Annotated in this window: 25 protein-coding genes; 21 read left to right on the top strand and 4 right to left on the bottom strand. The window is 62.2% G+C overall.

The window, feature by feature from the left end:
- Positions 1 to 110 precede the first annotated feature (110 nt).
- The 9 genes from G5V57_RS17145 (at position 111) to G5V57_RS17185 (ending at position 7,955) form a co-directional block, all read left to right on the top strand.
- Positions 111 to 473 carry a winged helix-turn-helix domain-containing protein gene (locus tag G5V57_RS17145; RefSeq protein WP_165168809.1) on the top strand — a complete coding sequence of 121 codons (363 nt, stop codon included), beginning with the start codon at positions 111 to 113 and terminating at the stop codon, positions 471 to 473.
- Between the two features lie 54 nt (positions 474 to 527).
- Entirely contained in the window at positions 528 to 917 is a 390-nt protein-coding gene (locus G5V57_RS17150; protein ID WP_165168810.1) for a hypothetical protein, read from the top strand.
- A gap of 100 nt (positions 918 to 1,017) precedes the next feature.
- Positions 1,018 to 2,517 carry an aldehyde dehydrogenase family protein gene (locus tag G5V57_RS17155; RefSeq protein WP_165168811.1) on the top strand — a complete coding sequence of 500 codons (1,500 nt, stop codon included), beginning with the start codon at positions 1,018 to 1,020 and terminating at the stop codon, positions 2,515 to 2,517.
- Between the two features lie 247 nt (positions 2,518 to 2,764).
- Positions 2,765 to 3,874, top strand: a complete 1,110-nt coding sequence (locus tag G5V57_RS17160) for an S-(hydroxymethyl)glutathione dehydrogenase/class III alcohol dehydrogenase (RefSeq protein ID WP_165168812.1) — start codon at positions 2,765 to 2,767, stop codon at positions 3,872 to 3,874.
- Positions 3,875 to 4,012: 138 nt separating this feature from the next.
- Entirely contained in the window at positions 4,013 to 4,711 is a 699-nt protein-coding gene (locus G5V57_RS17165) for a GntR family transcriptional regulator (RefSeq protein ID WP_165168813.1), read from the top strand.
- Entirely contained in the window at positions 4,708 to 5,244 is a 537-nt protein-coding gene (locus G5V57_RS17170; protein ID WP_165168814.1) for a flavin reductase family protein, read from the top strand. Before G5V57_RS17165 ends, G5V57_RS17170 begins: the two co-directional genes overlap by 4 nt.
- 16 nt (positions 5,245 to 5,260) lie before the next feature.
- Positions 5,261 to 6,745 (top strand): 4-hydroxyphenylacetate 3-hydroxylase family protein, encoded by a 1,485-nt coding sequence (locus tag G5V57_RS17175; protein ID WP_165168815.1) that lies wholly within the window; start codon positions 5,261 to 5,263, stop codon positions 6,743 to 6,745.
- Positions 6,746 to 6,752: 7 nt separating this feature from the next.
- Positions 6,753 to 7,139 carry a cupin gene (locus tag G5V57_RS17180; protein WP_165168816.1) on the top strand — a complete coding sequence of 129 codons (387 nt, stop codon included), beginning with the start codon at positions 6,753 to 6,755 and terminating at the stop codon, positions 7,137 to 7,139.
- A gap of 66 nt (positions 7,140 to 7,205) precedes the next feature.
- Positions 7,206 to 7,955, top strand: coding sequence for a DUF6065 family protein (locus G5V57_RS17185; RefSeq protein WP_246737266.1), 750 nt, complete (start codon positions 7,206 to 7,208; stop codon positions 7,953 to 7,955).
- Positions 7,956 to 8,245: 290 nt separating this feature from the next.
- On the opposite strand, the gene G5V57_RS17190 is transcribed toward G5V57_RS17185, so the two are convergent.
- Together G5V57_RS17190 and G5V57_RS17195 are read right to left on the bottom strand one after the other, a co-directional pair.
- Positions 8,246 to 8,398 carry a hypothetical protein gene (locus G5V57_RS17190; RefSeq protein WP_165168817.1) on the bottom strand — a complete coding sequence of 51 codons (153 nt, stop codon included), beginning with the start codon at positions 8,396 to 8,398 and terminating at the stop codon, positions 8,246 to 8,248.
- A gap of 143 nt (positions 8,399 to 8,541) precedes the next feature.
- The gene (locus G5V57_RS17195; protein WP_165168818.1) at positions 8,542 to 9,942 is read right to left on the bottom strand and encodes a S8 family serine peptidase; all 1,401 of its coding nucleotides are present in this window, start codon (positions 9,940 to 9,942) and stop codon (positions 8,542 to 8,544) included.
- Positions 9,943 to 10,087: 145 nt separating this feature from the next.
- Here G5V57_RS17195 and G5V57_RS17200 point away from each other — a divergent pair, with 145 nt between their 5' ends.
- Entirely contained in the window at positions 10,088 to 10,636 is a 549-nt protein-coding gene (locus G5V57_RS17200) for an RNA polymerase sigma factor (protein WP_165168819.1), read from the top strand.
- Positions 10,629 to 11,399, top strand: a complete 771-nt coding sequence (locus G5V57_RS17205) for an anti-sigma factor (protein ID WP_165168820.1) — start codon at positions 10,629 to 10,631, stop codon at positions 11,397 to 11,399. Before G5V57_RS17200 ends, G5V57_RS17205 begins: the two co-directional genes overlap by 8 nt.
- 58 nt (positions 11,400 to 11,457) lie before the next feature.
- Here the strand turns inward: G5V57_RS17205 and G5V57_RS17210 are convergent, their stop codons facing one another.
- A complete protein-coding gene (locus tag G5V57_RS17210; RefSeq protein ID WP_165168821.1) occupies positions 11,458 to 11,787 on the bottom strand; it encodes a hypothetical protein in 330 nt (109 codons plus the stop codon).
- Between the two features lie 211 nt (positions 11,788 to 11,998).
- Between G5V57_RS17210 and G5V57_RS17215 the strand changes: the two genes are divergently transcribed.
- The 8 genes from G5V57_RS17215 (at position 11,999) to G5V57_RS17250 (ending at position 19,572) form a co-directional block, all read left to right on the top strand.
- Positions 11,999 to 12,676 (top strand): response regulator transcription factor, encoded by a 678-nt coding sequence (locus G5V57_RS17215; RefSeq protein WP_165168822.1) that lies wholly within the window; start codon positions 11,999 to 12,001, stop codon positions 12,674 to 12,676.
- Positions 12,669 to 14,045, top strand: a complete 1,377-nt coding sequence (locus G5V57_RS17220; protein ID WP_165168823.1) for a HAMP domain-containing sensor histidine kinase — start codon at positions 12,669 to 12,671, stop codon at positions 14,043 to 14,045. The genes G5V57_RS17215 and G5V57_RS17220 overlap by 8 nt, the downstream gene beginning before the upstream one ends.
- Before the next feature lie 110 nt (positions 14,046 to 14,155).
- The gene (gene msuE, locus G5V57_RS17225) at positions 14,156 to 14,719 is read left to right on the top strand and encodes an FMN reductase (protein ID WP_165168824.1); all 564 of its coding nucleotides are present in this window, start codon (positions 14,156 to 14,158) and stop codon (positions 14,717 to 14,719) included.
- A gap of 27 nt (positions 14,720 to 14,746) precedes the next feature.
- Positions 14,747 to 15,700, top strand: a complete 954-nt coding sequence (locus tag G5V57_RS17230) for a sulfonate ABC transporter substrate-binding protein (protein ID WP_371744828.1) — start codon at positions 14,747 to 14,749, stop codon at positions 15,698 to 15,700.
- A gap of 122 nt (positions 15,701 to 15,822) precedes the next feature.
- A complete protein-coding gene (gene ssuD, locus G5V57_RS17235) occupies positions 15,823 to 16,965 on the top strand; it encodes an FMNH2-dependent alkanesulfonate monooxygenase (RefSeq protein WP_165168826.1) in 1,143 nt (380 codons plus the stop codon).
- A complete protein-coding gene (gene ssuC / locus G5V57_RS17240) occupies positions 16,962 to 17,726 on the top strand; it encodes an aliphatic sulfonate ABC transporter permease SsuC (protein WP_165168827.1) in 765 nt (254 codons plus the stop codon). Before ssuD ends, ssuC begins: the two co-directional genes overlap by 4 nt.
- Before the next feature lie 5 nt (positions 17,727 to 17,731).
- Entirely contained in the window at positions 17,732 to 18,577 is an 846-nt protein-coding gene (locus G5V57_RS17245; RefSeq protein ID WP_165174160.1) for an ATP-binding cassette domain-containing protein, read from the top strand.
- A 578-nt stretch (positions 18,578 to 19,155) separates the two neighbouring features.
- Positions 19,156 to 19,572: a hypothetical protein gene (locus G5V57_RS17250; RefSeq protein ID WP_165168828.1), complete on the top strand. Its 417-nt coding sequence runs from the start codon at positions 19,156 to 19,158 to the stop codon at positions 19,570 to 19,572.
- Between the two features lie 75 nt (positions 19,573 to 19,647).
- On the opposite strand, the gene G5V57_RS17255 is transcribed toward G5V57_RS17250, so the two are convergent.
- Positions 19,648 to 20,265, bottom strand: a complete 618-nt coding sequence (locus G5V57_RS17255) for a TetR/AcrR family transcriptional regulator (RefSeq protein WP_165168829.1) — start codon at positions 20,263 to 20,265, stop codon at positions 19,648 to 19,650.
- A 121-nt stretch (positions 20,266 to 20,386) separates the two neighbouring features.
- Here G5V57_RS17255 and G5V57_RS17260 point away from each other — a divergent pair, with 121 nt between their 5' ends.
- Together G5V57_RS17260 and G5V57_RS17265 are read left to right on the top strand one after the other, a co-directional pair.
- Positions 20,387 to 20,539, top strand: coding sequence for a hypothetical protein (locus tag G5V57_RS17260; RefSeq protein WP_165168830.1), 153 nt, complete (start codon positions 20,387 to 20,389; stop codon positions 20,537 to 20,539).
- A gap of 19 nt (positions 20,540 to 20,558) precedes the next feature.
- On the top strand, positions 20,559 to 23,702 hold the full coding sequence (locus tag G5V57_RS17265; protein WP_165168831.1) for an efflux RND transporter permease subunit: 3,144 nt from the start codon (positions 20,559 to 20,561) through the stop codon (positions 23,700 to 23,702).
- Positions 23,703 to 23,708: the final 6 nt, after the last annotated feature.

The following is a 23,708-nucleotide window of genomic DNA, read 5'->3' on the forward strand; positions in this document are numbered from 1 at the left end:
ATGACGACAAGGAGACGTTAGTCCCATCCGGAAATAACGAAAGAGATTGGTGCAGTTTGGTCTGGACCTTGCCGGGACTTCGCTGGATTATGGCGGCAAGGGAGTCGACTTTGGCCAATTTGAGCATCCGCATAGATTTCGCGCCCGAGCACCGCATCGGGCCGGGCAAGATCCAGCTCCTGGAACAGATCGCCTCGCTGGGCTCGATCGCCGCCAGTGGCCGCGCGCTCGGCATGTCCTATCGGCGCGCCTGGGAGCTGATTGATGAGCTCAATGGGACTTTTGGCGAGCCTGTCGTCATTTCGCACAGCGGTGGCAAGAAAGGCGGCGGGGCCGCCTTGACGCCCTTGGGACTCACCATCATCTCGCGCTATCGCGCCATCGAGCGTGCCGCGGCATCTGCCGCCGAAAGTCATGTCGCCGCACTCGATGCCGAGATCAACGGCAAGGGCAAGCGCCAGAAGCGTGCCTGATCGGCTTGCACCCTCGTGCTCGTTATGGTCTATTGGCTATAGCGAGTATCCTTGATGAGCAAAACCCAGACAGTTGCAAATTTCACCTCTTGCGAAGTCTCCGGCGACGGTGAGGCCATCCGCTTGTCCTATCGCGACGATGGCGGAGCCGCGCGGGATCTGCATCTTTCGGCTGAACAGGCCGGCGCCTTGGCCATGACCTTGCCGAGGCTCCTGAGCGCCGCCTTGCGGGCGCGCAGTCGCGACCCCAGTCTCCGTTTCGTCTTCCCGCTCGCCGAATGCAATCTCGAGGCCGCGGCCGGAAGCTCGCACCGCATTCTGTCCTTGCGGACCTCGGACGGCTTCGAAGTGTGCTTCTCGCTTTCGCAGGAAGCGCTGGCCGAGATGGGAGAATTGCTCGGTCTCGGCGCCGAGCCGGCGGGCGGCCACGGCGCAATGCATTGAATTCTTGAGCGGGGCGGCTCAGGCCGCATCCGTTCGATCGCCTATCGTTATTGTCAAATGACTATAACGATTTCTTCATATGATCCGTAGGGAGGTTGTCATGAATATCGCCGTCCGCAAGCCGCTTCTGGGATCCGCCTTGAGCGGGTTCCTTGGACAGACCCGCAAGATCCTGATCGATGGAAAATGGGTTCAGGCCCAGAGCGGCCAGACCTTCGAAGTCGAGGATCCCGCCACCCAGGAAATCATCGCCCACGTGCCTCTAGGCGACAAAGCCGACATCAACCTGGCGGTCGCCGCGGCCCGCCGCGCCTTCGAGACGGGCCCATGGGCGCGTTTGTCGCCCGGCGAACGCTCGCGCCTCATCTGGAAGCTGGGCGATCTCCTGGAGAAGCATGCCGATGAATTCGCCGAGCTCGAAGCTCTCGATAACGGCAAGCCGGTGACCAATGCCCGTAAGGGCGATGTGCAGGGTTCGATCGAGATGTTCCGCTATATGGCGGGCTGGGCCACACGGCTGAATGGCGAAACCATCCAGGTGTCGAGCCCGGGCAACTGGCACGCCTATACGCTGCGCGAACCGGTCGGTGTCGTCGGCCAGATCATCCCGTGGAACTTCCCGTTGATGATGGCGGCCTGGAAGCTTGCGCCGGCGCTCGCGGCAGGCTGCACTATTGTGCTCAAGCCCGCCGAGCAGACGCCGCTTTCGGCGCTGCGCTTCGGCGAGCTGATCCAAGAGGCGGGGATTCCGGACGGTGTCGTCAACATCGTCACCGGTTTCGGCGAGACGGCGGGCGCCGCCTTGGCCGAACATCCCGATGTCGACAAGGTCGCCTTCACCGGCTCCACCGAGGTCGGCAAGATCATCGTCAGGGCGGCGTCGGGCAATCTCAAGCGTGTGTCGCTCGAACTCGGCGGCAAGTCTCCGGCCATCGTCTTCCCCGATGCCGATCTCGATCTCGCCATTGCCGGCACGGCCGATGCCATCTTCTACAATCAGGGTCAGTGCTGTACGGCGGGCTCCCGGCTCTTCGCCCACAAGTCGGTCTATGACAAGATCGTTGCTGGAGTGGCGAGCGCGGCGGGTAAGCTCAAGATCGGCCATGGCCTCGATCCGTCCGTCAATCTGGGACCGCTCGTCTCCAAGGAGCAGCATGAGCGGGTGAAGGGGTTCCTCGAATCCGGCCGCAAGGAAGGCGCCGAAGTGGTGACCGGTGGCAAGACCGCCGGCAATCAGGGTTACTTCGTCGAGCCGACGGTGCTGGCCGGCACCAATCGCGACATGCGTGTCGTCCGCGAAGAAATCTTCGGACCGGTCGTCTGTGTCCAGTCCTTCGACGATGACAGTCTCGATTCGGTGGCGAAGTTCGCCAACGATACCGAATATGGACTGCAGGCGAGCGTGTGGACGCGCAATCTCAAGGTGGCCCATATGATGGCACGCAAGATCAAGGCCGGCACCATCTGCATCAATACCCATAATTACGGCGACCCGGCCTGGCCTTTCGGCGGCTACAAGCAGTCAGGCTGGGGCCGTGAGATGGGCAGGGAGGTCATGGAGCACTACACCGAGACCAAGTCGGTGGCGGCCAGACTCTAGAGCATCGGACCGAAAAGTGCGAAGCGGTTTTCGGATAATCCGATGCGCAATTCAAAGAGTAAGAGCGCCGGACCGATTCTATGTGAGCGTCCGGCGCTCTAGCTTGCCGCGGATTCAAGCACTGCTCATGAATTTCATCGCCAGCGCCAAGGCCAAAGGCATGGTCCCTGACCAGGAGCAGGCTCTGGCCATGGCGCTCCGGCCGGGCTAGACCGGGACCAGGATGAGATGAAGGAGAAACGTGGACATGAAGACCCGCGCAGCTGTTGCTTTTGAAAAGGCCAAGCCGCTCGAAATCGTCGAGGTCGATCTCGAAGGCCCGCGCGAAGGCGAGGTGCTGGTTGAGATCAAGGCGACCGGCATCTGCCATACCGACGAGTTCACGATCTCCGGCGCCGATCCGGAAGGCCTGTTCCCGGCCATCATGGGCCATGAAGGCGCCGGCGTCGTCGTCGATGTGGGCCCCGGCGTCAAATCGCTCAAGAAGGGCGATCACGTCATTCCGCTCTACACGCCCGAATGCCGCGAATGCGACTACTGCCTCAATCCCAAGACCAATCTCTGCCAGAAGATCCGCGTCACACAAGGCCGGGGCCTGATGCCCGACGGCACCAGCCGCTTCTCCTACAAGGGCAAGATGGTGCATCATTATATGGGCTGCTCCACCTTCGCTAACCACACGGTGCTGCCCGAGATCGCCTTGGCGAAGGTCCGCAGCGACGCGCCCTTCGACAAGATCTGCTATATCGGCTGCGGCGTCACCACCGGCATCGGCGCGGTGATCAATACCGCCAAGGTCGAAGAGGGCTCCAACTGCATCGTCTTCGGCCTGGGCGGCATCGGCCTCAATGTGATCCAGGGCCTGCGGCTCGCCGGCGCCAACATGATCGTCGGCGTCGATCTCAACAATGACCGAAAGGCCTGGGGCGAACGCTTCGGCATGACGCATTTCGTCAATCCGGGGGAGGTGACGGGTGATCTCGTCGCCCATCTGGTCGAGCTCACCGGTGGTGGCGCCGACTACACCTTCGAATGCATCGGCAATGTGAAGGTGATGCGCCTCGCGCTCGAGGCCTGTCACAAGGGGTGGGGTGAATCGATCATCATCGGTGTTGCCGGCGCCGGCCAGGAGATCGCGACGCGGCCGTTCCAACTCGTCACCGGGCGCGTTTGGCGGGGCACGGCTTTCGGCGGCGCGCGCGGTCGCACCGACGTGCCGAAGATCGTCGACTGGTACATGAACGGCAAGATCGAGATCGACCCGATGATCACCCACACGCTGCCACTGGAACGGATCAACGAAGCCTTCGACCTGATGCATGAGGGCAAGTCGATCCGCAGCGTGGTCGTTTACTAGGCCACGGAATACGCTAGGAAATTTGGTACTGGGGCGCCCCTTTCAGGGCGCCCCGATTGTTTTGCAGCGCCCATCGATAAATATAACCTAAAGGAAATTTCTTGCAAATCTTGCATACAAGATATATGCATGTTGCCTATGACAAGAACCGGACATTCGGAGCGCGTCCCCCCGACCGGCCATAAGGCCGAGCCCGCCCAGGATGCGGTATTCCGTTGGCTCAAGCATCACATAGCGAGACTGCCCAGAAAGGACGGCGTCTTCCTTACCGAAGCGGAGGTCTCCCAGGCGACCGGTACATCCCGCACCCCGGTGCGCGAGGCTCTGCTGCGCCTGGAAGCTGATGGATTTCTGCGGATCCTGCCCAAAAAGGGGGCCTATGTTCCCCCGGTGACCGAAGCCGATATCGATGCCGTCATGGAGGCGCGCGGATTGGTCGAGGATTGGTGCGTGCGGCGCACGGCTGATCTGGGCGAAGTGCTGGCTGTGCAGCTTGACCAGCTTATCGAAAGACAGGCGAAGGAGAAGGAAGACCCCGTCGCCTTCATCGAGAGCGACCGGCAATTTCATGGCACGATCGTCGCCGCGGCCGGCAATCCTGTGCTTGCTGGTTTCTATGAGAGTCTCAGAGACCGCCAGTTGCGCATGGGGTTCCATGCGCTCACCACCTCCGGCCATCGCATCGATGAAGTTCTGGCGGAGCATGCCGCAATCGTCGAAGCGCTACGCATGAATGATGCGGCGCGAGCCGCCGAGGCCGTGGCGCGGCATCTTGCGACGACACTCGCCGCCTTGCGCTTGCCGGCGATACCGGCATGGAGGCCAGGGCCATCATGACGGACGCGGTGGAAGCAACCTTCGATACGAAGGCGTTCCGGCAGGCGCTGGGACAGTTTCCCACCGGAGTTTGCATAGTGACCGCCAGGGTGGAAGGCACGCGCCTCGGCATGACCGTCACCTCGTTCAACTCATTGTCGCTGACGCCGCCGCTGATTCTCTTCAGCATCGACCGCCGCGCCGCGAGCTTGCCCATGTGGGAGAAGGCCGAGGCCTATGCCGTGAATGTCCTGGCCGAGAATCAGAAAGGCCTGTCCGACAGATTTGCCCGCTCGCTTGTCAACAAATGGGAAGCAGCCATCTTTGTTGACGGATATATGGGCGCACCGATGTTGCCCGGCGTGACCGCGGTCTTCGAATGTGCCGCTTTTGCCCGGCATGATGGCGGCGACCACAGGCTTTTCATCGGCGAAGTGAAGCGCTTTCACGCCCATGCCGACCGCCAGCCGCTCATCTTCGGCAAGGGGCGCTATGCGGCGTTGCAGCCAAGCGAAGTCGCCGCACCCTTATGGCCGCTCGACATCCATTACTGAAAATGTGGAGGGTATCATGATCAAGACGGGTTCCCAGCATGTCGCTTCACTGAGAGACGGCCGCCAGGTCTATGTCGATGGCGCGCTCGCTGGCGATGTCACGGAATGTCCGGCGTTCAAACGCGCGATCGGTACGGTGGGGGGCCTCTATGATTTTCAATCCCGGCCGGAAAATCGGGATCTGATGACCTTTGAGACACCCGAGGCCGCGGGACGTATCAGCCGCATCTGGCAACTGCCGCGCAGCTATCAGGATCTGGTCGATCGGCGAAGGGCTCTCGAGAGCTGGGCCGAACTGCATGGCGGCTTCCTGGGGCGTGCGCCCGATCATGTCGCCTCCTGCCTCTCGGGCATGTACATGGGGATCGACGTCTTTCACGATCACGATGCGGCGCGCGCCACAGCGCTCGCCGATTACTTCCGCTACGCACGCGACAACGATCTGTATCTGACTTATGTCATCATCAACCCGCAGGCCGATCGGTCGAAGTCGGCCGGCGAGCAGCATGATCCGTTCCTGACGGCCGGCGTCGTCGATCAGGATCATTCCGGCCTGACCATTCGTGGCGCCAAGATGCTGGCGACGGGCGGCGTCATGGCGAATGAAGTGCTGGTGACCTGCATTCAGCCGCTGCGCGAAGGCGAAGAGCGTTACGCGGTCTCCTTCGCCGTGCCGATGAACGCCAAAGGCCTCAAGATCCTCTCGCGCAAATCCTACGAGGCGTGCGCGCCGAGCATTTTCGACAATCCGCTTGCCAGCCGCTTCGACGAGAACGACGCCGGACTCTATTTCGATGATGTGAGGGTCGATTGGTCGCGCGTCTTCGTCAATCAGAACATCGCGATGTGCCAGAGGCAGTTCCATGCCACGCCCGCGCATGTCTATCAGAATTACCAGTCGCAGATTCGCCTGATGGTGAAGATGCGCTTCCTTGTCGGTATCGCGCGGCGGATCACCGAGACCAATGGCATCATCGGCTATCCGCAAGTGCAGGAGACATTGGGCGCTCTCGCCGCGCAAAATACGATGGTTGATGCGCTCGTCCATGCCATGGAGGTCAAGGGACGGATGCACGGCGGATATTTCGTTCCCGACGGCCACACGCTTTATGCCGCCCAGGTGCTGACGCAGGAGCTCTACGGGCAAGTGATCACCGCGCTGCGGAGCCTGGCTGGCGGCGGCCTGATCATGCTGCCGTCCTCCGTCCGCGACTTCGCCAATGCGGAACTGAGCGCTCTCATCGGCAAGACGCAGCAATCGCCCGCCTGCTCCTCTGAAAGCCGCGTCAAGTTCTTCAAGCTCGCCTGGGATGCGGTCGGCTCGGAATTCGCCTCCCGGCATACGCAATATGAAATGTTCTATGCGGGGGCCACCTTCGTCACCAAGGGCCATAGTTTCCGCACCTTCGACTGGGACCGCTGCACCGGCTTCGTCGATCGGGTGCTCGACGGTTATTCCCTCGCCGACGAGATCTCCGGCACCAAGACGCTGGCGGCGTGAGGCGCCGATGTCCATCAACAAGGAACACAAGGAGTTTCACGCGCTCGACATGGCGGACGGCTGGCATGTTCCGCCGGGCTATCCGGACGGTATCGAGCAGAAGATCCTGTCGGGCGGGCTCGATGAAGCAGCGCGGAGCGGTCATCGCACCAGACTTCTGCGCTTTCTGCCTGGCGCCTTCACGACCAGGCCTTTCGTGCATGACTATTGGGAAGAAGTGTATCTGCTGGCGGGAGATCTGATCGTCGCTGATGCGACGGACGGCGGAACCACCGAGACCTTTGCCGCCAATACCTATGCGTGCCGACCGCCAGGCGTCGAACATGGGCCGTTTCGCTCGCAGGGCGGCTGTCTCCTTCTTGAGACACACTATTATGCTGACGGCCCGACCTGACCCAATGGCGCGTCGGGAATAAGAAGACCATCCCGCCGTTCTTCCTCGATTGAAGGAGAATGTCGGATGATCATCGCCAGAGTTCAGAATTTCCTCCACACCGTGAGGGCAAGATCCGAGAGCCGCGAGGCCTCGATCAGCTTCGCCTGCGCCGCCGAGGACAAGGGCGTGATCGCCGAGCCTGTGGCGGCCAAGGCGAGTTTGCCCGACTGGTTCCGCCGTCTCCCCGCCATCGACGGCGCCACTGTCTCGGCCACCAATAACGGCCTTACCGTCAAGCGCTGCATGCCCTTCCTCGACGCCATGACTCTGGGCTTCATCCTGCCATTGGCGGCGACGACAAGGCTCGAGATCAAGGTGGGCGGCAAGACGGTCGAGGCCGGCTGGGAGTTCGACAAGGTCATGGTCAGCAATCATGGCAGCCATCAGGTGAGTGGACATCCGCTCGGCGACCGTCCCCCGATGAAGTTCCACAATTACTGGACCATCCGGACGGCGCCCGGCTGGAGCTGTCTCTTCACCGCGCCGCTCAACCGGCCGGCTCTCCCCGTCGAGATCATCGCCGGCGTCGTCGACACCGACAGCTACCACGCGCTCATCAACTTTCCGTTCTTCGCCACGGGTGCCGATGGGGTGCACATGCTGGAGAAAGGGACTCCCTTAGTTCAGGTCATACCGTTCCGGCGCGCCGACGTCGAAATGTCTGTCGCGGTGCGCGCCGAAGCGTCGCGGGAGGCGGTCGAGCGCGAGCGCATCCGTCGCAATACGCTTGCCGCTGAAGGCTGGTACCGGAAATTCGCGCGCGCCAGGCGATAGCGCGGGATGCGAAAAAGTGGGCACCGGTTTTTCGCGAGAATCCCGCGCTACATATTGGAATCGATCACGTTCATGAGTTTGGATTGATCCAATCCAAACTCATCGTGATCTAGAAGGAATAGGTGTCGGTGTCGTCCGTTCATCCTTCGGGTGCGCCATCGGGCCACCTCGAAACAGATGAAAGGAAGCGACATGAAACGTACAGCGATCCTCACTGGGGTACTGGCCCTGGGGCTTGGCGCGACGGCCGCACATGCCGTGAGCGTGGCCAAGCCTGATTTTGTCGGCGCTCAGACGGTCACGGGCAAAGCTGGCCAGATCATCCTGGCGGGCAACAGCTCATCCAACTCATTGTCGAATTCGAGCTCGAACAGCTCTTCCAATTCTTCGTCAAACTCGTCGTCGAATTCGAGCTCGAACAGTTCGTCGAACTCATCGTCCAACTCGAGCTCGAACAGCTCTTCGAATTCCTCCGGCTATTCCAAGAACTGGACAACGCGGGGATCGGTGAAGCGCAAGAAATAGGTATTGGCTTCAACGCATGAATGGGGAAATGGCATGGGGCGACCATGCCATTTTCATTTATTCAGCCGCACAGTCCCTTGGGATTGAGCAGACCCCAGCCGAAGACATCGTCCCGGCCCGGCACGCCGAGATCCTCGGCCGCCGTCGTCAGCCGGTCGAGCACTTCATCCATGCGCGCCTCTGGCGCGCTCTGGCGGGCGAGAGCGATGGCGGCGGTCACGAAGGGCGCGGCGAAGGACGTGCCGGTCCGGGGCCGCGAGCCCTGGACGGACGCCGCGATCCAGACATCGACGCCGGGGGCGGCGAGATCGATATGCGGTCCCCTGACGGCGCGCCGATAGGCCCGCTTCTGCCGGTCGACAGCGGTGACCGCGACGACCTCGGGATAGGCGGCGGGATAGACGGGCTTCGCTCTGGGACCGTCATTTCCGGCCGCCGCCACCAGCACGATGCCTTTCCCCGACACGCGCTTGACCGCTCTTTCAAGCACATCATTGGCGGGACCGGTCAGGCTCATATTGATGATCGCCACCTCACGGCTCTCGAGATAGTCGAGCGCCTTGACGAGACTGTAGACATCGGAAATGTCGCCCTGGCCGGAACGCCGATGGAAAGTATCGACGGCGATCAGCTCGGCGCCCGGCAGGAGGCCCGGCGAGCGTCCGCCGGGATTGCCGACCAGCAGGGCCGCGACGGCCGTGCCGTGCTGCTTGCCGGAAGCGGGAAGCGCCTCGGCGCTGAGTCTCTTGACCTCGATCCGGCTGCCCACCAGCGCGTCATGGCCTGCATTGATGGCGGTATCGATCATGCCGATCCGTATTCCGCTGCTGCAGGACTTCGTATCCTGGCCCGCCGGGGTCCAGCCGATCACCTGACGCGCCAGGCATTCGCCCGCGCCGCAGGAGTCTGCCACATTAGGTCGGTAATAGTGATTGAGGTCGACGGCCGCCTGCGGCGCCTCAGCCAAAACGCGGGCCCGCGCCTGGGGCAGCGACAGCCGGCGGGGAATGCGCAGGCGATGGACCGTCCGTCCATCGGAAAGCGTGGCTTCCTCGAGGACCACATAGCCGGCCCGGGTCAGCCGCCCGATGGCCGTTGGACCGAGATCGCGCCCCACGAGCTCCGCGCGCGCATAACGCAGCGGTGCCGGTGCGCGCGCAATGCGGCGCGCCTCGGTACGTGATCGCCGGTTCCCTGAATTGAAATTGGTTCTCGGGCTGGCGCCGCCGGCGGAGCGCCCGCCGTCGTCATCATCATCGGCTCCGTCATCATCGCCGCCGACACCGCCTCCATCGTCACCATCATCGCCCCCGTCATCGCCGCCGTCGTCATCCGCGAAGGCAGGGTTGACGAAGCCGAAGCCCGTATTGCCGTTTCCCGAAAGGGAGGGGCCGATGGCAAAGATCGTCAGGCCGCACAGCACAGCGCACAATTTCTTGATCTGCCTGGACGGTTCGTTCATGGCATTCTCCACTATAAGCACCTGACGGCGTTCCAGACTTGCCTTGGCGGCAAGGGCATGCGATCCGGTCGTCCGCAGGACTTATTGATAACGGATCCCAAGATCAACTATTCCCAAATGAGCGAAACTAATCTCCAGATAGAGCATGGCGGATATTCCTGACGATTTTGGCGAGCGGCTGATCGCATTCCTGCCGAATCTGCGCCGTTTCGCGATCTCGCTCTGTCGCGCGCCTGATACAGCCGATGATCTCGTGCAACTGGCCTGCGAGCGCGCCATTGCCAACGCGTCCTCCTTCGAGCCCGGCACCCGCTTCGATGCCTGGATGTTCCGCATCTTGCGCAATCTGTGGATCGACCAGTTGCGCCGCGACCGGACCGCCGGTCCCAAGGACGATATCGGCCTCTATGAGGGCAGCCTGGCCGGCGATGCCGGCACCACGCCGGAGCACCGGTTGCTTCTCGGCGAAGTCTGGACGGCGATCGGCAGATTGCCCGAAGAGCAGCGCGAGGTTCTCCTGCTCGTCTGCGTCGAGGAATTGTCCTATCGCGAGGCGGCCGGGATTCTCGGCATTCCGATCGGCACGGTGATGAGCCGGCTGGCCCGCGCGCGGGCGAATATTGCCACGGCGACCGGAATAAATGTGCCCGCGGGCCGTTCATCGGCTCAGGACAAGGTTAAGATCGATGACTGACGACTTCACGGACGAGGAACTGATGGCCTATGCCGATGGCGAATTGGCTCCGGACCGGGCATCCAGCCTGGCGGCAGCCTTGCCGGCGCGGCCGGATCTCGCCGAGCGTGTCGCCCTCTTTGCCGGAACACGCTCCGTCGCCGCGGAAAGCGTCAGGTCGCGTCTGAGCGAGCCCGTACCCGCACAGCTCAAGGCTTCGGTCGAGGAGATGATCAGAAGGGCATCCGAGAAGCCGGCTTCGGCGACCGTGACGTCCTTGCGCCCGCGCCAGGCCGCGCCGCGCTCGTCGCCTTTCGCCAATTGGGCCATGCCGATCGCCGCCTCGTTCCTGGCTCTTGCCACCGGCGTGCTCGGTTACTGGCTGGCATCGGGGGGTGCTCCGTCGCCGGCCTATTACCAGATAGCCGGTTCGGCCGATCCGGAACTGTCCCGGATCCTCTCGAAGCTTCCCTCGGGCGAGACGGCGAAGCTCGAGGCCTCGGGGGCCGAGGTCGCCATGGTCGCTTCCTTCCATAGGGGTGATCAGGCGCTCTGCCGCGAATTCACCATCGCCCATGCCGAGATCGGCGATCAACTGTCGGTCGCCTGCCGCAGCGCCGGACAATGGACGATCGATCTGGCGCTGCGCACCGGCGGCGGAAGCACCGATGCGTACAAGCCGGCCTCGTCGGCGGAAACGGTCGATGCTTTCCTGAATGCGTTGGGGGCGGGGCCGGCGATTGTGGGTGAGGCGGAAACGGACGCCTTGGACAAAACCCAATAGATCACAGTGAGTTTGGATTGGGGCAATCCAAACTCATTTTTCGCATCCGGCGCTATGATCACGCGATACCTATCGACCAGAACGCCGGCGAGAAGAGCGCCAGACTCACGCTGTTGAGGGTCGCTGCCAGCCAATGGCCCCGGGGCACGGGTCGTTCCTGCGCCAATTGCAGAACCAGCGCCGCGGCAAACAGGGCGCCCAGAACCCAGGCCATCACGGCGAGATCCGAGCCCAGATTGAGGCTCAGGCAATCAGCCGCGATCTCGCCGATTGTCATCGCCGCGAGTCTGGTCAGCCGCAGGTCGTTCAGCAGCGTGGAGACGAGCAGCCGCAGCTGCGGCATGGCGGTCGGACAGACGAGAGCGAGGGAAAGAAGGGCGAGCTTCATGAAAACCTCTTTGCAGACCGCGGAAGACGCGGCTTGATTCCCGGTGAATCGTGGAGCGGGAGATTTGTCGAGCGGTGAAGAGCCGTGAGAAGACAGTCCGCGTCCGGCGGAATCAAGGAACGATCCTTACAAAATTTTATGTAGGGCGGCGCCCGCGCCCGCTCCTATAGTCCATCGCGGCACGAGAGCATTCGAATAGCGATGGTGCGCAATGAAGCTTCTTCTCATCGAAGATGATCAGCATACGGCCGACTTCATCTGTCGAGGTTTGCGCGAACATGGCTATGAGACTGAACATGCCAGCAATGGCCGTGACGGGCTGCTTCTCGCGGCAAGCCGGAAATATGACGCGCTGGTGATCGACCGCATGCTGCCGGGCATGGACGGCCTCAGCATCGTGAAGATGCTTCATGGTGCCGGCGCGCATCCGCCGGTCTTGTTCCTGACTACCATGGACGGCATCGATGACCGGGTCGCGGGGCTCGAAGCGGGCGGCGATGATTATCTGGTCAAGCCCTTCGCTTTTGCCGAGTTTCTGGCGCGCCTCGGTGCCATCTTGCGGCGCCCGCCGATAGCGCAGGAGAAGACAGTCCTGTCCTTCAGCGATCTGGAGATGCGGCTCCTTCCGCGCGAGGTCTATCGCGCCGGCCGGCGGATCGAGCTGCAGCCATTGGAGTTCAAGATTCTCGAGTTTCTCCTGCGCAGCGACGGTCGCGTCGTCACTCGGACGATGCTTCTGGAGAAGGTCTGGGGCTTTCACTTCGATCCGCAGACCAGTGTGGTGGAAACGCATATGAGCCGTTTGCGCGCCAAAGTGGACCGCGATTTCGGCTCGCCATTGATCCGCACCCTGCGCGGGGTCGGCTACTGTCTCAGGGCCGATGCTTAGGCTGCTGCGCACCGCGAGTTTCCGCCTTGCCGCGGCCTATGCGGTGGTTACGCTGACGGCTTTCCTCATACTCTATCTCGTGACCGGCTGGATCTCGGGCCGCGCGCTGGATCGCCAGATTCGCGCTGGTGTCGAGGCCGAGTATATCGATCTCGTGAACGAATACGATGATTCCGGTCCGGCCGATCTCCTGAAGGAACTGACGGCGCGCTCGAACGTCAAGGGCGCATGGGCCTTCCTCTATTATTACGCAGACCAGGATGGAAGAAAACTTGCCGGCAACATCGACAGCGTCAAGCCCTATGAGGGCTGGCGAGTCGAGCCTCTCGACACGAGCAAGGCCGGGCAGACCACGGCGCGTGACGACGAACACGAGATGGTCGCCTTCGGCAAGCGTCTTCCCAATGGCTCCTTTCTGCTCGTAGGCGATGACGGCTATGGCGCGATCGCCACGCAAAGGGCCATCAACGAGGCCTTTGCCTGGGCCTCGATCCTGGCCCTGGCATTGTCGATCCTGGCCGGCATCATCATCAGCCAGCGCTTCCTCAGGAGCATCGACCGCATCAATGCAACCAGCAACGCGATCATGCAGGGTCAGCTCAAGGAGCGCATACCGGTCTACGACACTTCCGACGAGATCGACAAGCTCGCCGCAAATCTCAACCAGATGCTCGACAGCAACCAGGCGCTGCTCGAGCTCCTCAAACAGGTGTCGACCAATATCGCGCATGACCTGCGCACTCCGATGGCGCGGTTGCGGCAGCATCTGGAGGAAAGCACTCTGTCCAAGCTTTCGGCTGACGCCTATCGCGTCGTGATCGAGGAGGCGATCGCTGAGATCGATTCAATCCTGACGACCTTTTCGGCGTTGTTGCGCATCGCTCAGATCGAATCCGGCAGCCGCAAGTCGGCCTTCAAGCCGGTCTATCTTTCTGCCGTCGCCGAGAGGCTTGCCGAGTCCTATCGTGCCGTCGCCGAGGATGATGGCAAGACCCTCGACAGCAGGGTCGTCCCGGGTGTCGTCTTCACGGGCGATGAGGAACTCCTGACCCAGATGCTGGCCAATCTGGTGGAGAACGCTATCAAGCATACGCCGACAGGCTCGACCATAAGCCTGGAACTCGGCAATGGGACGGAGCGGAAAACCGCGGTGGTGTCCGATGACGGGCCTGGCATCCCCGATGACGAGCGCGCCCACGTCTTCGAGCAATTCTACCGGCTCGACCGCAGCCGGACCACGCAGGGGCATGGGCTAGGCTTGTCGCTTGTCGCCGCCGTGGCCCAGCTTCACGACATCAATGTGAGCCTCGAGGACAATCGGCCGGGTCTGCGTGCGGTGGTCGATTTCGGCGCCACCACGCCGCAATGATCCGGCAGCTTAAATCCTGAATGAGCGGTGCTTAAAAATGAGGCTTGACAGTTCCTCACGAATCCATAGTAATTCGATCAATTAGATCGAGATACTATGGAAGCAATGTGATGTCGCCCAATATCATCGGAATTTCCGGCAATACGGCCAGGCCATCGCGCACCAGGTTTTTGGTCGAAGTCATCACCGCGGAAGCCGCCCGCGTGACCGAGGGACGCAGCGCCGTCTTCGATCTGGCCGAGATCAAGGTCGATCTCGCGAGCGCCCAGTCCTCGCACGAGCTCAAAGGGGCCGCGGCCAGCATCGTCGATGCACTGCTGTCGGCCGACGCGCTTGTCGTCGCCTCGCCGGTCTACAAGGCGTCTTACACCGGCATCTTCAAGCATCTCTTCGATCTGATCGATCCCAAGGCGCTCATCGGCAAGCCCCTCGTTTTGGCGGCGACCGGGGGCAGCGAGCGCCATGCCCTCGTCCTGGAGCATCAGTTTCAGCCGCTCTTTTCCTTCTTCGGCGCGGCGATCGTTCCGACATCGATCTACGCGACGGAGAACGATCTCTCGGCTGCGACGGGCTTGTCGCCGGCGCTCAGGCAGCGTGTCGACCGCGCCGGCCTGCAACTCAGGCAGCTCATCGCCGAGCGCCGCCGGACACCCGCCTTTCTTGAAGTCGCCTGACCCTTCATCACCCAGGAGCAGTCCATGATCACTCGCCGTCAGTTCACGCATTTCGCCACGGCCGCACTCGCAGGTCTCGCCGCCGGCCTCGCGCCCCTCAACGCTGCGCCGCTACGCGAATTCCGCATCGGGTATCAGAAGTCCGGCATTCTGGTGGTCACCCGCCAGCAGAAGCTCATCGAGAAGAAACTCGAGGCGCAGGGTATTGCGGTCAAATGGGTGGAGTTCGCGGCCGGTCCGCCTTTGCTCGAGGCGCTCAATGCCGGAGCCATCGACTTCGGCTATACCGGCGACTCGCCGCCGATCTTCGCCCAGGCGGCCAGCGCCAATCTCGTTTATGTCGCGACCTTGCCGTCGACAGGCTCGGGCTCGGCCATCATCGTGCCGAAGGATTCCAAAATCCAGTCGCTCGCCGATCTGAAAGGCAGGACGGTCGGTTTCACCAAGGGATCGAGCGCGCATTTTCTGACGATCCAGGCTCTGAAGAAGGGTGGACTGGTCTATGGCAACATCACGCCTGCCTATCTCTCGCCTGCCGATGCGGGTGCCGCCTTCGCCAAGGGCGCGATCGATGCCTGGACAATCTGGGATCCCTATCTCGCAATCGCCGAGAAAACCCAGAATGCGCGAATCCTGGTGCCGGGCGAGGAGATCGGCCCGACCAACAGTTTCCTCTTCGCCAACAAGGATTTTGCCGCGGCCAATCCTCTCATCGTCAAGGAGGTGGTGGGTGAAATCGCCGTCGCGGTGAACTGGTCCGAAACCAATCGCGACAAGGTGGCTGCCGCAATTTCCGCCGTCACCGGCGTGCCGCTCGACATACAGAAGATTGCCGTCGCGCGCACAAGTTACGCGCTGAGCCCGGTGACGGAATCGCAAATCGCCTCGCAGCAGCGCATCGCCGACACGTTCTATGAGCTGAAGCTCATCCCGAAACCGATCGTCGTACGTGATGTCGTCTGGACCGCGCCGCAATCTTAAAGCTACAGCATCGGACCGAAAAGTGCGAAGCGGTTTTCGGATAATCCGATGCGCAAATCAAAGAGTTAACGCGCCGGACCGATTCCATGTGAGCGTCCGGCACTCTAGTGGAGAAGAGACCGATGCCGCTCAATTTCTTCTGGTTCATCCCGACGCATGGCGACGGTGTGTATCTCGGTTCCGAGACGCAGCAGCGGCCGCCCGACTTCAGATATTTTCGTGAGATCGCTCAGGCCGTGGACCGTCTCGGATTTCCCGGTGTGCTTCTGCCGACGGGCCAATCCTGCGAGGACAGCTGGATAACCGCGGCGGGCCTCGCCGCGCATACCGAACGTCTCGACTTCCTCGTGGCGCTGAGGCCCGGCGTCGTGTCACCCAGCTTTGCCGCGCGGCAGACCGCAGCGCTCGACCGCCTCTCCAATGGCAGACTCCTCCTCAATGTTGTCGTGGGCGGAAATCCGGTCGAGCTTGCCGGCGACGGCGTTTTTCTTCCGCATGACCAGCGTTATGAGCAGGCCGGCGAATTTCTCACCATCTGGCGCCGGCTGCTCGCCGGCGAGACGGTGGATTTCGCGGGACGGTATTACCGTGTCGAGAAGAGCCGCCTCGACTTCCCGCCCGTTCAGGCGCCGCATCCGCCGCTCTATTTCGGCGGATCGTCGGAAGCGGGGCAGGATCTCGCGGCCGAGCAGGTCGATCTCTATCTGACCTGGGGCGAACCGCCGGCTCTCGTAGCCGAGAAGCTCGCCGCCGCGCGCCGCAAGGCGCAAGCGCGTGGGCGGCAGCTGCGCTTCGGCATCAGGTTGCATTTCATCGTGCGCGAGACGGAGGACGAGGCCTGGGCCGCCGCCGATCGCTTGATCAGCCGCGTCTCCGACCGGCAGATCGAGGCGGCGCAGCAGCGCTTCACCAAGGAGATGGATTCGGTCGGCCAGCGCCGCATGGCGGCACTTCATGGCGGCAGCCGCGACCGGCTCGTCGTGGCGCCCAATCTCTGGGCCGGTGTCGGTCTGGTTCGCGGCGGCGCCGGCACCGCACTCGTCGGCACGCCGGAACAGGTCGCGGCCCGGCTCGCCGAATATCAGGCGCTCGGCATCGATACGGTCATCGGCTCGGGCTATCCGCATCTCGAGGAAGCCTATCGCGTCGCTGAGCTTCTCTTCCCCGTGCTGGGGCTCGGTCGGGATCGAAAAGGCTTGCGCAAAGGTATCGGCAATGAATTCGCCGTCGGGCTTTCCGACCAGCGCCTGGCGGCAGCCTCGTGACCCGGCTCCTGCGCTCCGTCGTCGGCTGGGCGGTCCCCCTGACGCTCATATTGCTGTGGGAGCTCGCCGCAAGATCGGGCGCGATACCCGCCAATGTGCTGCCCGCGCCCTCGGATGTGCTGAGCGCGTTATATAACGTGACCACATCCGGCGAGCTTGCCCGGAATATTCTGGTGAGTTTCTGGCGCGCCGCCTTGGGTTTCCTCATCGGCGGCAGTATCGGTTTCGCCTTTGGCCTCGCCAATGGTGTGTCGCGCTGGAGCGAGGCGCTCACCGACACGACGCTCCAGATGGCCCGCAATATCCCGCATCTGGCGCTGATCCCGCTCGTCATTCTGTGGTTCGGCATCGATGAATCGGCGAAGCTCTTCCTGGTGGCGCTGGGCGTGTTCTTCCCCATCTACATCAACACGCTGCATGGCATCCGCTCGGTCGATCCGCAGCTCGTCGAAATGGCGCGGTGCTACGGCATGGGGCCGGGGCGGCTCTTCACGCAGGTGATCCTGCCCGGCGCCTTGCCGTCCATCTTCGTCGGCTTGCGCTACGCGCTCGGTATCATGTGGCTGACGCTCATCGTCGCCGAGACCATCTCGGCCTCGTCCGGCATCGGCTACATGGCCATGCAGGCGCGCGAATTCATGATGATCGACGTCGTCGTGCTGTCGATCATCATCTATGCGCTGCTCGGCAAGCTCGCCGACGGCCTGGCGCGCTTCCTCGAACGGCGCACTCTGTCCTGGAACCCGGTATTTCGGAGATGACCATGATGTCAACGGAGAGGCTCCTCCATCTGGAAGGCCTGACGCGGTTCGGCGATGCCGATCACGCCCAATCTCATGCCAAGGTCGAAAAGCGGCCGGGGCGCAATACATCGATCTCCATTCGCGGTCTCGCCAAGAGTTTCGACGGCAAGACAGTGCTCAAGGGCATCGATCTCGAAATTCCGGCCGGTCAGTTCATCGCCATCGTCGGCAAGAGCGGTTGCGGAAAGAGCACGTTGCTGCGCCTGCTCCTGGGGCTCGAGACCCCGACGTCGGGCACCATCATCGGAGCGGGTCTGCGCGGCGGCGCGCATGCGCGTTTCATCTTCCAGGAGCCGCGTCTGCTGCCCTGGGCGACGGTCGAAGGCAATGTTGCCGTAGGGCTCTCGGGCCTGGGTTCGCGGCGCGAGCGCCTGCGGGCGGCGCGCCAGGCCCTGACTGCTGTCGGCCTCGCCGATCGGGCGGGGGAATGGCCCTATGTGCTGTCGGGCGGCCAACGCCAGCGCGTCTCGCTGGCGCGTGCTCTGGTCAGCCATCCGCAATTCCTGGCGCTCGACGAGCCCTTGGGGGCGCTTGATGCCTTGACCCGGATGACGATGCAGGCGCTGATCGAGCGTGTCTGGCGCGATCAGGGCTTCACGGCGGCCTTCGTCACCCATGATGTCGGAGAGGCGGTGGCGCTCGCCGACCGCGTCGTCCTCCTGGATGAGGGCCGCGTCGCGCTCGATCTGCCTGTTGCCTTGCCGCGTCCGCGCCGGCGTGGCACGCCGGGCTTCGCGGCACTCGAAAAGAAGATTCTCGACAGCCTGTTCGGCGAAAGCGATCTGGCTGAGTTGAGCAGCGTGGCATAGATCACGATGAGTTTGGATTGAGTCAATCCAAACTCATAAACGTGATCGATTTTCATATGTTAGCGCGGGATGCGAGAAACCGGTGCCCACTTTTTCGCATCTCGCGCTAGCCTCCGGCTGCAATCTTCTGCAACGAAAGAGACATCATCGGGAAACATCCCGCAGCTAGATTGAGGATGCCTCGCCGAAGAAGCCAACACCGCCAGGAGTCTTCGGCTTCCGATCATCAGGAGCCAACCGCCTGATGCAGAAGTCAGGCGCCCGAGTCCCCTTCGGGCGCCTGATTGTTATTGTCGGACAAAGCACCGAGCGGATCTCGCTCAATCGTCTTGCTGGTAATGCTTCGGCTTCTACAGAAGCGGGCGGCACTGCACCGCGTCAGGAGCTTACCTAGACCGTGATGAGATTGGACTGGGTTATGTCCGTCATCTGTGAAGTAGTTTGCGCATTAGTACGCGCCACGGTGGGCGCTTGACATCGTGGGCCAGATGGCAGGATTGGGAAATATCAAGTTGAGGAGTTGCGTTCGGACTTCAACTCCTGAGTCTGACCGATATAACTCGGATAGGATCAAGCGAATGGCTCTAGGCCTCCGAATAATCCTTGAAGTCGTGCAAGCTTTGCTGCGCGTGTGGAACAAGAAGGATGAGGATAATATCCTCGAGAATGCCGCACAAACCAGCAAGGCCTCTGACGATGGAGCTGCGGGTCAATCGCCCGGGACTCCATCACGGCCGGCGAATATACAGACCATCCATGGCCAGCCCTTGAATGCGGCCGGATTGCGTGCCGTTGAGCGCGCAACACAATTGGTCTTTGGCGGAACAGGGACACATCAACGCCCCGAGAATACAAACAAGGGATTAAGTGATCCCGGAGTTCACATCGATATGGCCAAGAAAGCTCCGCACCTGGAGAAGCAGTTGCCGGAAATACGCTGCACAAGGTCCGGCGAAGTCAATTGGCAAAGTCCGCCGGCAACTGTCGCCACGTAAACTACGCAAGTCGGGCAGAATCGATCTCGTCTATGAGCTGGGATTGATTCAACCCAAACCTATCGTGCTCCAGCCTTACCCGCGCCCGGTGGCGCCGTAGGCGGCAACTACTCCCTCCGCCATCCGCTTGAAGCGGGAGCTCGGTCCCTCGGCGCCGTCGCTTTGACGGCTGATCCGGGCGCCTTCGAACAGGAGACACAGCGTGTCGGCGGCCAGCTCGGCCTCCGCCAGTCCCGCCCGCTGGCATAGATCGACGAGCCGGCGGCGATGCTCTTTCTTGCCGTCCTCGATCACGCGCCGTCCGGGATGATTGTCTTCGGTGAGTTCGACCGCCGCATTGGCGATCTCGCAGCCGCGCTTATCCGATTCGATGCAGCGCGCACCGGCCGCGATCCAGGCGAGGAGCTGCGCTTTGGGATTGCTGGGATAGTCGCGCTCGAGCTGATCCCATTTGCTCAGCGTCTCGTTGATCGCCTTCTGCAGGCACTCGACGATGAGATCGTCCTTTGAGCCGAAATGCCGGTAGAGCGTCATCTTGTTGGTGCCGGCAGCCTCGGTGATCGCCTCGACGCCGATGCCCTTGATGCCATGCTGATGGAACAGGTCGCGGGCGGTGAGAAGGAGACGGTCGCGCGGCTTGAGATCGGCTCCAGCGGGAGCGTCTTCCACTTTTTGCAAAATTTTTGCGGCCATGGCCTTGACTCTGTTGTGACCGGTCGGTAACAGTATGCTTGTTAATGACCGGTAACACCCAATCCGGTTTGAGTCAAGATCTTGGATGCCTCAGGCATCCCGTTACGTGAAGGAGGCCAAAATGTCCTTTTATTACAAGGGCCCGACCATCGACCAGCTGTTGAGCGACCCGGTGACGCTCGCGATGATGGAGGCCGACAATGTTGATCCGGTGGCTTTTCGGCAGATGATTGACCGGACAAGCCGGCGCTTGCGCGCCAATCGCACCTCCTAATCCGGGGAGTGCGCCCGCCATGGTCGGCTTTTTCATCGAGCGACCGATATTCGCCTCGGCCATCGCCGTCATCATGGTGCTGGCCGGGGCGATCGCGTTTTTCCTGCTGCCGGTCGGGCAATTCCCCAATATTACACCGCCCCAGGTGGTGGTGAGCGCCAGCTATCCGGGCGCCAGCGCGCAGGTCGTCGCCGACACGGTGACGACGCCGCTCGAACAGTCGATCAACGGCGCCGAAGGCATGACCTATATGTCCTCGGCCAGCTCCAATGACGGGTCGTCGCGCATCACCGTCACTTTCGATGTCGGCTATGATGCCGATCTCGCCGCGGTGGACGTCCAGAACCGCGTCTCGCAGGCCGCCTCCTCGCTGCCGGCGATCGTCAACCAGTCCGGCGTGACGGTGAAGAAGCAGAATCCCAGCTTCGTCATGGTCGTCAATCTGATCTCGCCCGACAATTCGGTCGATGCGGTGGGCTTGAGCAACTACGCCTATTTGCAGGTCGTCGACCCGTTGAAGCGCGTGCCGGGTGTGGGCGATGTGGTCATCTGGGGCGAGCGGCGCTATTCGATGCGCATCTGGCTCGATCCCGACAAGCTCGCCAATCTCGGCATCACCGCGGTCGATGTGCAGAACGCCATTGCCGAACAGAATGTCCAGGTCGCGGCCGGCAAGATCGGCCAGTCGCCCGCGCCCGCCGGCACCGCCTTCGAAATGCAGGTCAATGCCACAGGGCGCCTGAGCGATCCGGAAGCCTTCGGAGATATCGTCGTCCGCGCCAATTCGGCCGCCGGGTCCCTGGTGCGATTGCGCGACGTCGGCCGCGTCGAGCTCGGCTCGCTGCTTTATGCCACCTCCGCCTTCCAGAATGACCGGCCGACCATCTTCATCGGCGTCTTCCAGATGCCGGGATCGAACGCGCTGCAGCTGCAGCAGGCCGTCGAAGACAAGATGAAGCAGCTCTCGGCGCAATTTCCGAAGGGCATCACCTATAATATCAAATACAACACGACGCGCTTCGTATCGGCGGCGATGGAAGACGTGGTGAAGACTCTGCTGGAGGCGCTCATTCTGGTCGTCGCCGTGGTCTTCATCTTCCTGCAGAGCTGGCGCACCACCCTCATTCCCGTCATCGCCATTCCGGTGTCGCTGATCGCCACCATGGTGGTGATGCTGGCGCTGGGCTTCTCGCTCAACATGCTGAGCCTTCTCGGCATGGTGCTCGCCATCGGGCTTGTCGTCGACGATGCCATCGTCGTGGTGGAGAATGTCGAGCGCCAGCTCGAGGCCGGATATAAACCGCTCGAGGCCGCGCGCCGTGCCATGAAGGAAGTGACGGGACCCATCATCGCCACCACCGCCGTGCTCATGGCGGTGTTCATCCCGGTCGCTTTCATTCCGGGCGTCACCGGCCAGCTCTACAACCAGTTCGCCTTGACGGTGGCGATCTCGGTCGGCATCTCGGCATTCAACTCGCTCACTTTGAGCCCGGCTCTTTCGGCAGCCTTCCTGCGCCATCGCCCGCCCTCGACGTTCTTTCTCTATCGCTGGTTCAACGACGGCTTCGGCTGGCTTTCGCAGGCCTATTCCACTTCGGTGCGCGGCTTCATCAAAGCGCGCTGGCTGATGTTCGGCTTCTTCGCCGTTCTGCTGGCCGCGACCTGGCTCGTTTCCACCCGCATCCCGTCGGCCTTCCTGCCGGTCGAGGATCAGGGCTATTTCTTCGCCGTCGTGCAATTGCCGGACGGGGCTTCGCTCGAGCGCACCGATGCCCTGGTCGAGAAAGTGCGCCAGACGCTGAGCGCCGAGCCCGGTATCGACACGGTGATGGGCATCAGCGGTTTCAACTTCCTGACTTTCGCCAACCAGTCCAATGCCGCCGCCGTCTTCGCCGTGCTCAAACCGTGGAATGAGCGCGGGCCGGGACTCTCGGCGACCGGTATCGTCAATAATGTGCGCCCGAAACTGTTCGGCATGTCGGAAGGCCTCGTGCTCGCTTTCGAGCCGCCCTCGATCAACGGGCTTGGCACCACCGGCGGCTTCGAATTCCAGGTCGAGGACTTGACCGGACGCGGCACCGCCGCCGTCAATGAGGCGACGCAGGCCCTGCTGGCGGAAGCCCGCAAGCAGCCCGAGCTCAACCCGCAGACCCTGTTCACCACCTTCTCCACCTCGACGCCGCAATACAACTATGATCTCGATCGCAACAAGGCGAAGCTCCTGGGGCTTAATCTGCCGGACGTGTTCAACACCTTGCAGATCTATCTGGGCTCGCTCTATGTGAACGACTTCAATATGTTCGGCCGCACCTTCCGCGTGACCTTGCAGGCCGAGCAGGGGGCCAGGGCGTCCGCCACCGATCTTTCGCGCCTCTATGTGCGCAACAACGCCGGCGAGATGGTGCCGCTTTCGACGCTTGGCGCGCTGAAGTCCGTTGTCGGACCTGAGACCGTCACGCATTACAACAATTACGGATCGGCGCTGATCAACGGCAATGCCGCGCCGGGCTACAGTTCCGGCCAGGCCATCGAGGCGATGCAGCGGGCCGCCGCCACCGCTCTGCCGAAGGACTTCGGCTTCGAATGGACCGGTATCACCTATCAGGAGCTCAAGGCCGGATCGGTCGCCATCATCGTTTTCGCGCTGGCGCTGGTCTTCTGCTTCCTGATCCTGGCGGCGCAATATGAGAGCTGGTCGATGCCCTTCATGGTGCTGCTCTCGGTGCCGACAGCACTGTTCGGCGCGCTCGTCGCCATCTGGCTGCGGGGCATGCAGATGGATGTCTATTCGCAGATCGGCTTCGTGATGCTGATCGGACTTGCGGCCAAGAACGCCATCCTCATCGTCGAATTCGCCAAGCATCTGCGCGAAGGCGGTCTCGGGATCGTCGAGGCGGCGATGGAAGCCGGCAGGCTTCGCCTGCGTCCCATCCTGATGACGGCCTTTGCCTTCATCCTCGGTGTCGTGCCTTTGATGCTGGCGTCGGGTGCGGGCGCCGCCAGCCGCCAGTCCCTCGGCACCGCGGTTTTCGGTGGCATGCTTGCCGCCACTGTGCTCACCCTTGTCTTCGTGCCCGTCTTCTATGCCGTGATCGAGGAATGGCGCGAGCGCAAGCATAAGATCGAACCCGGCCTCGCGCCGCATATCCAGCCGGCTGAATAGGAAAAC

The sequence above is a fragment of the Nordella sp. HKS 07 genome, assembly GCF_011046735.1.
Lineage (GTDB): Bacteria > Pseudomonadota > Alphaproteobacteria > Rhizobiales > Aestuariivirgaceae > Taklimakanibacter.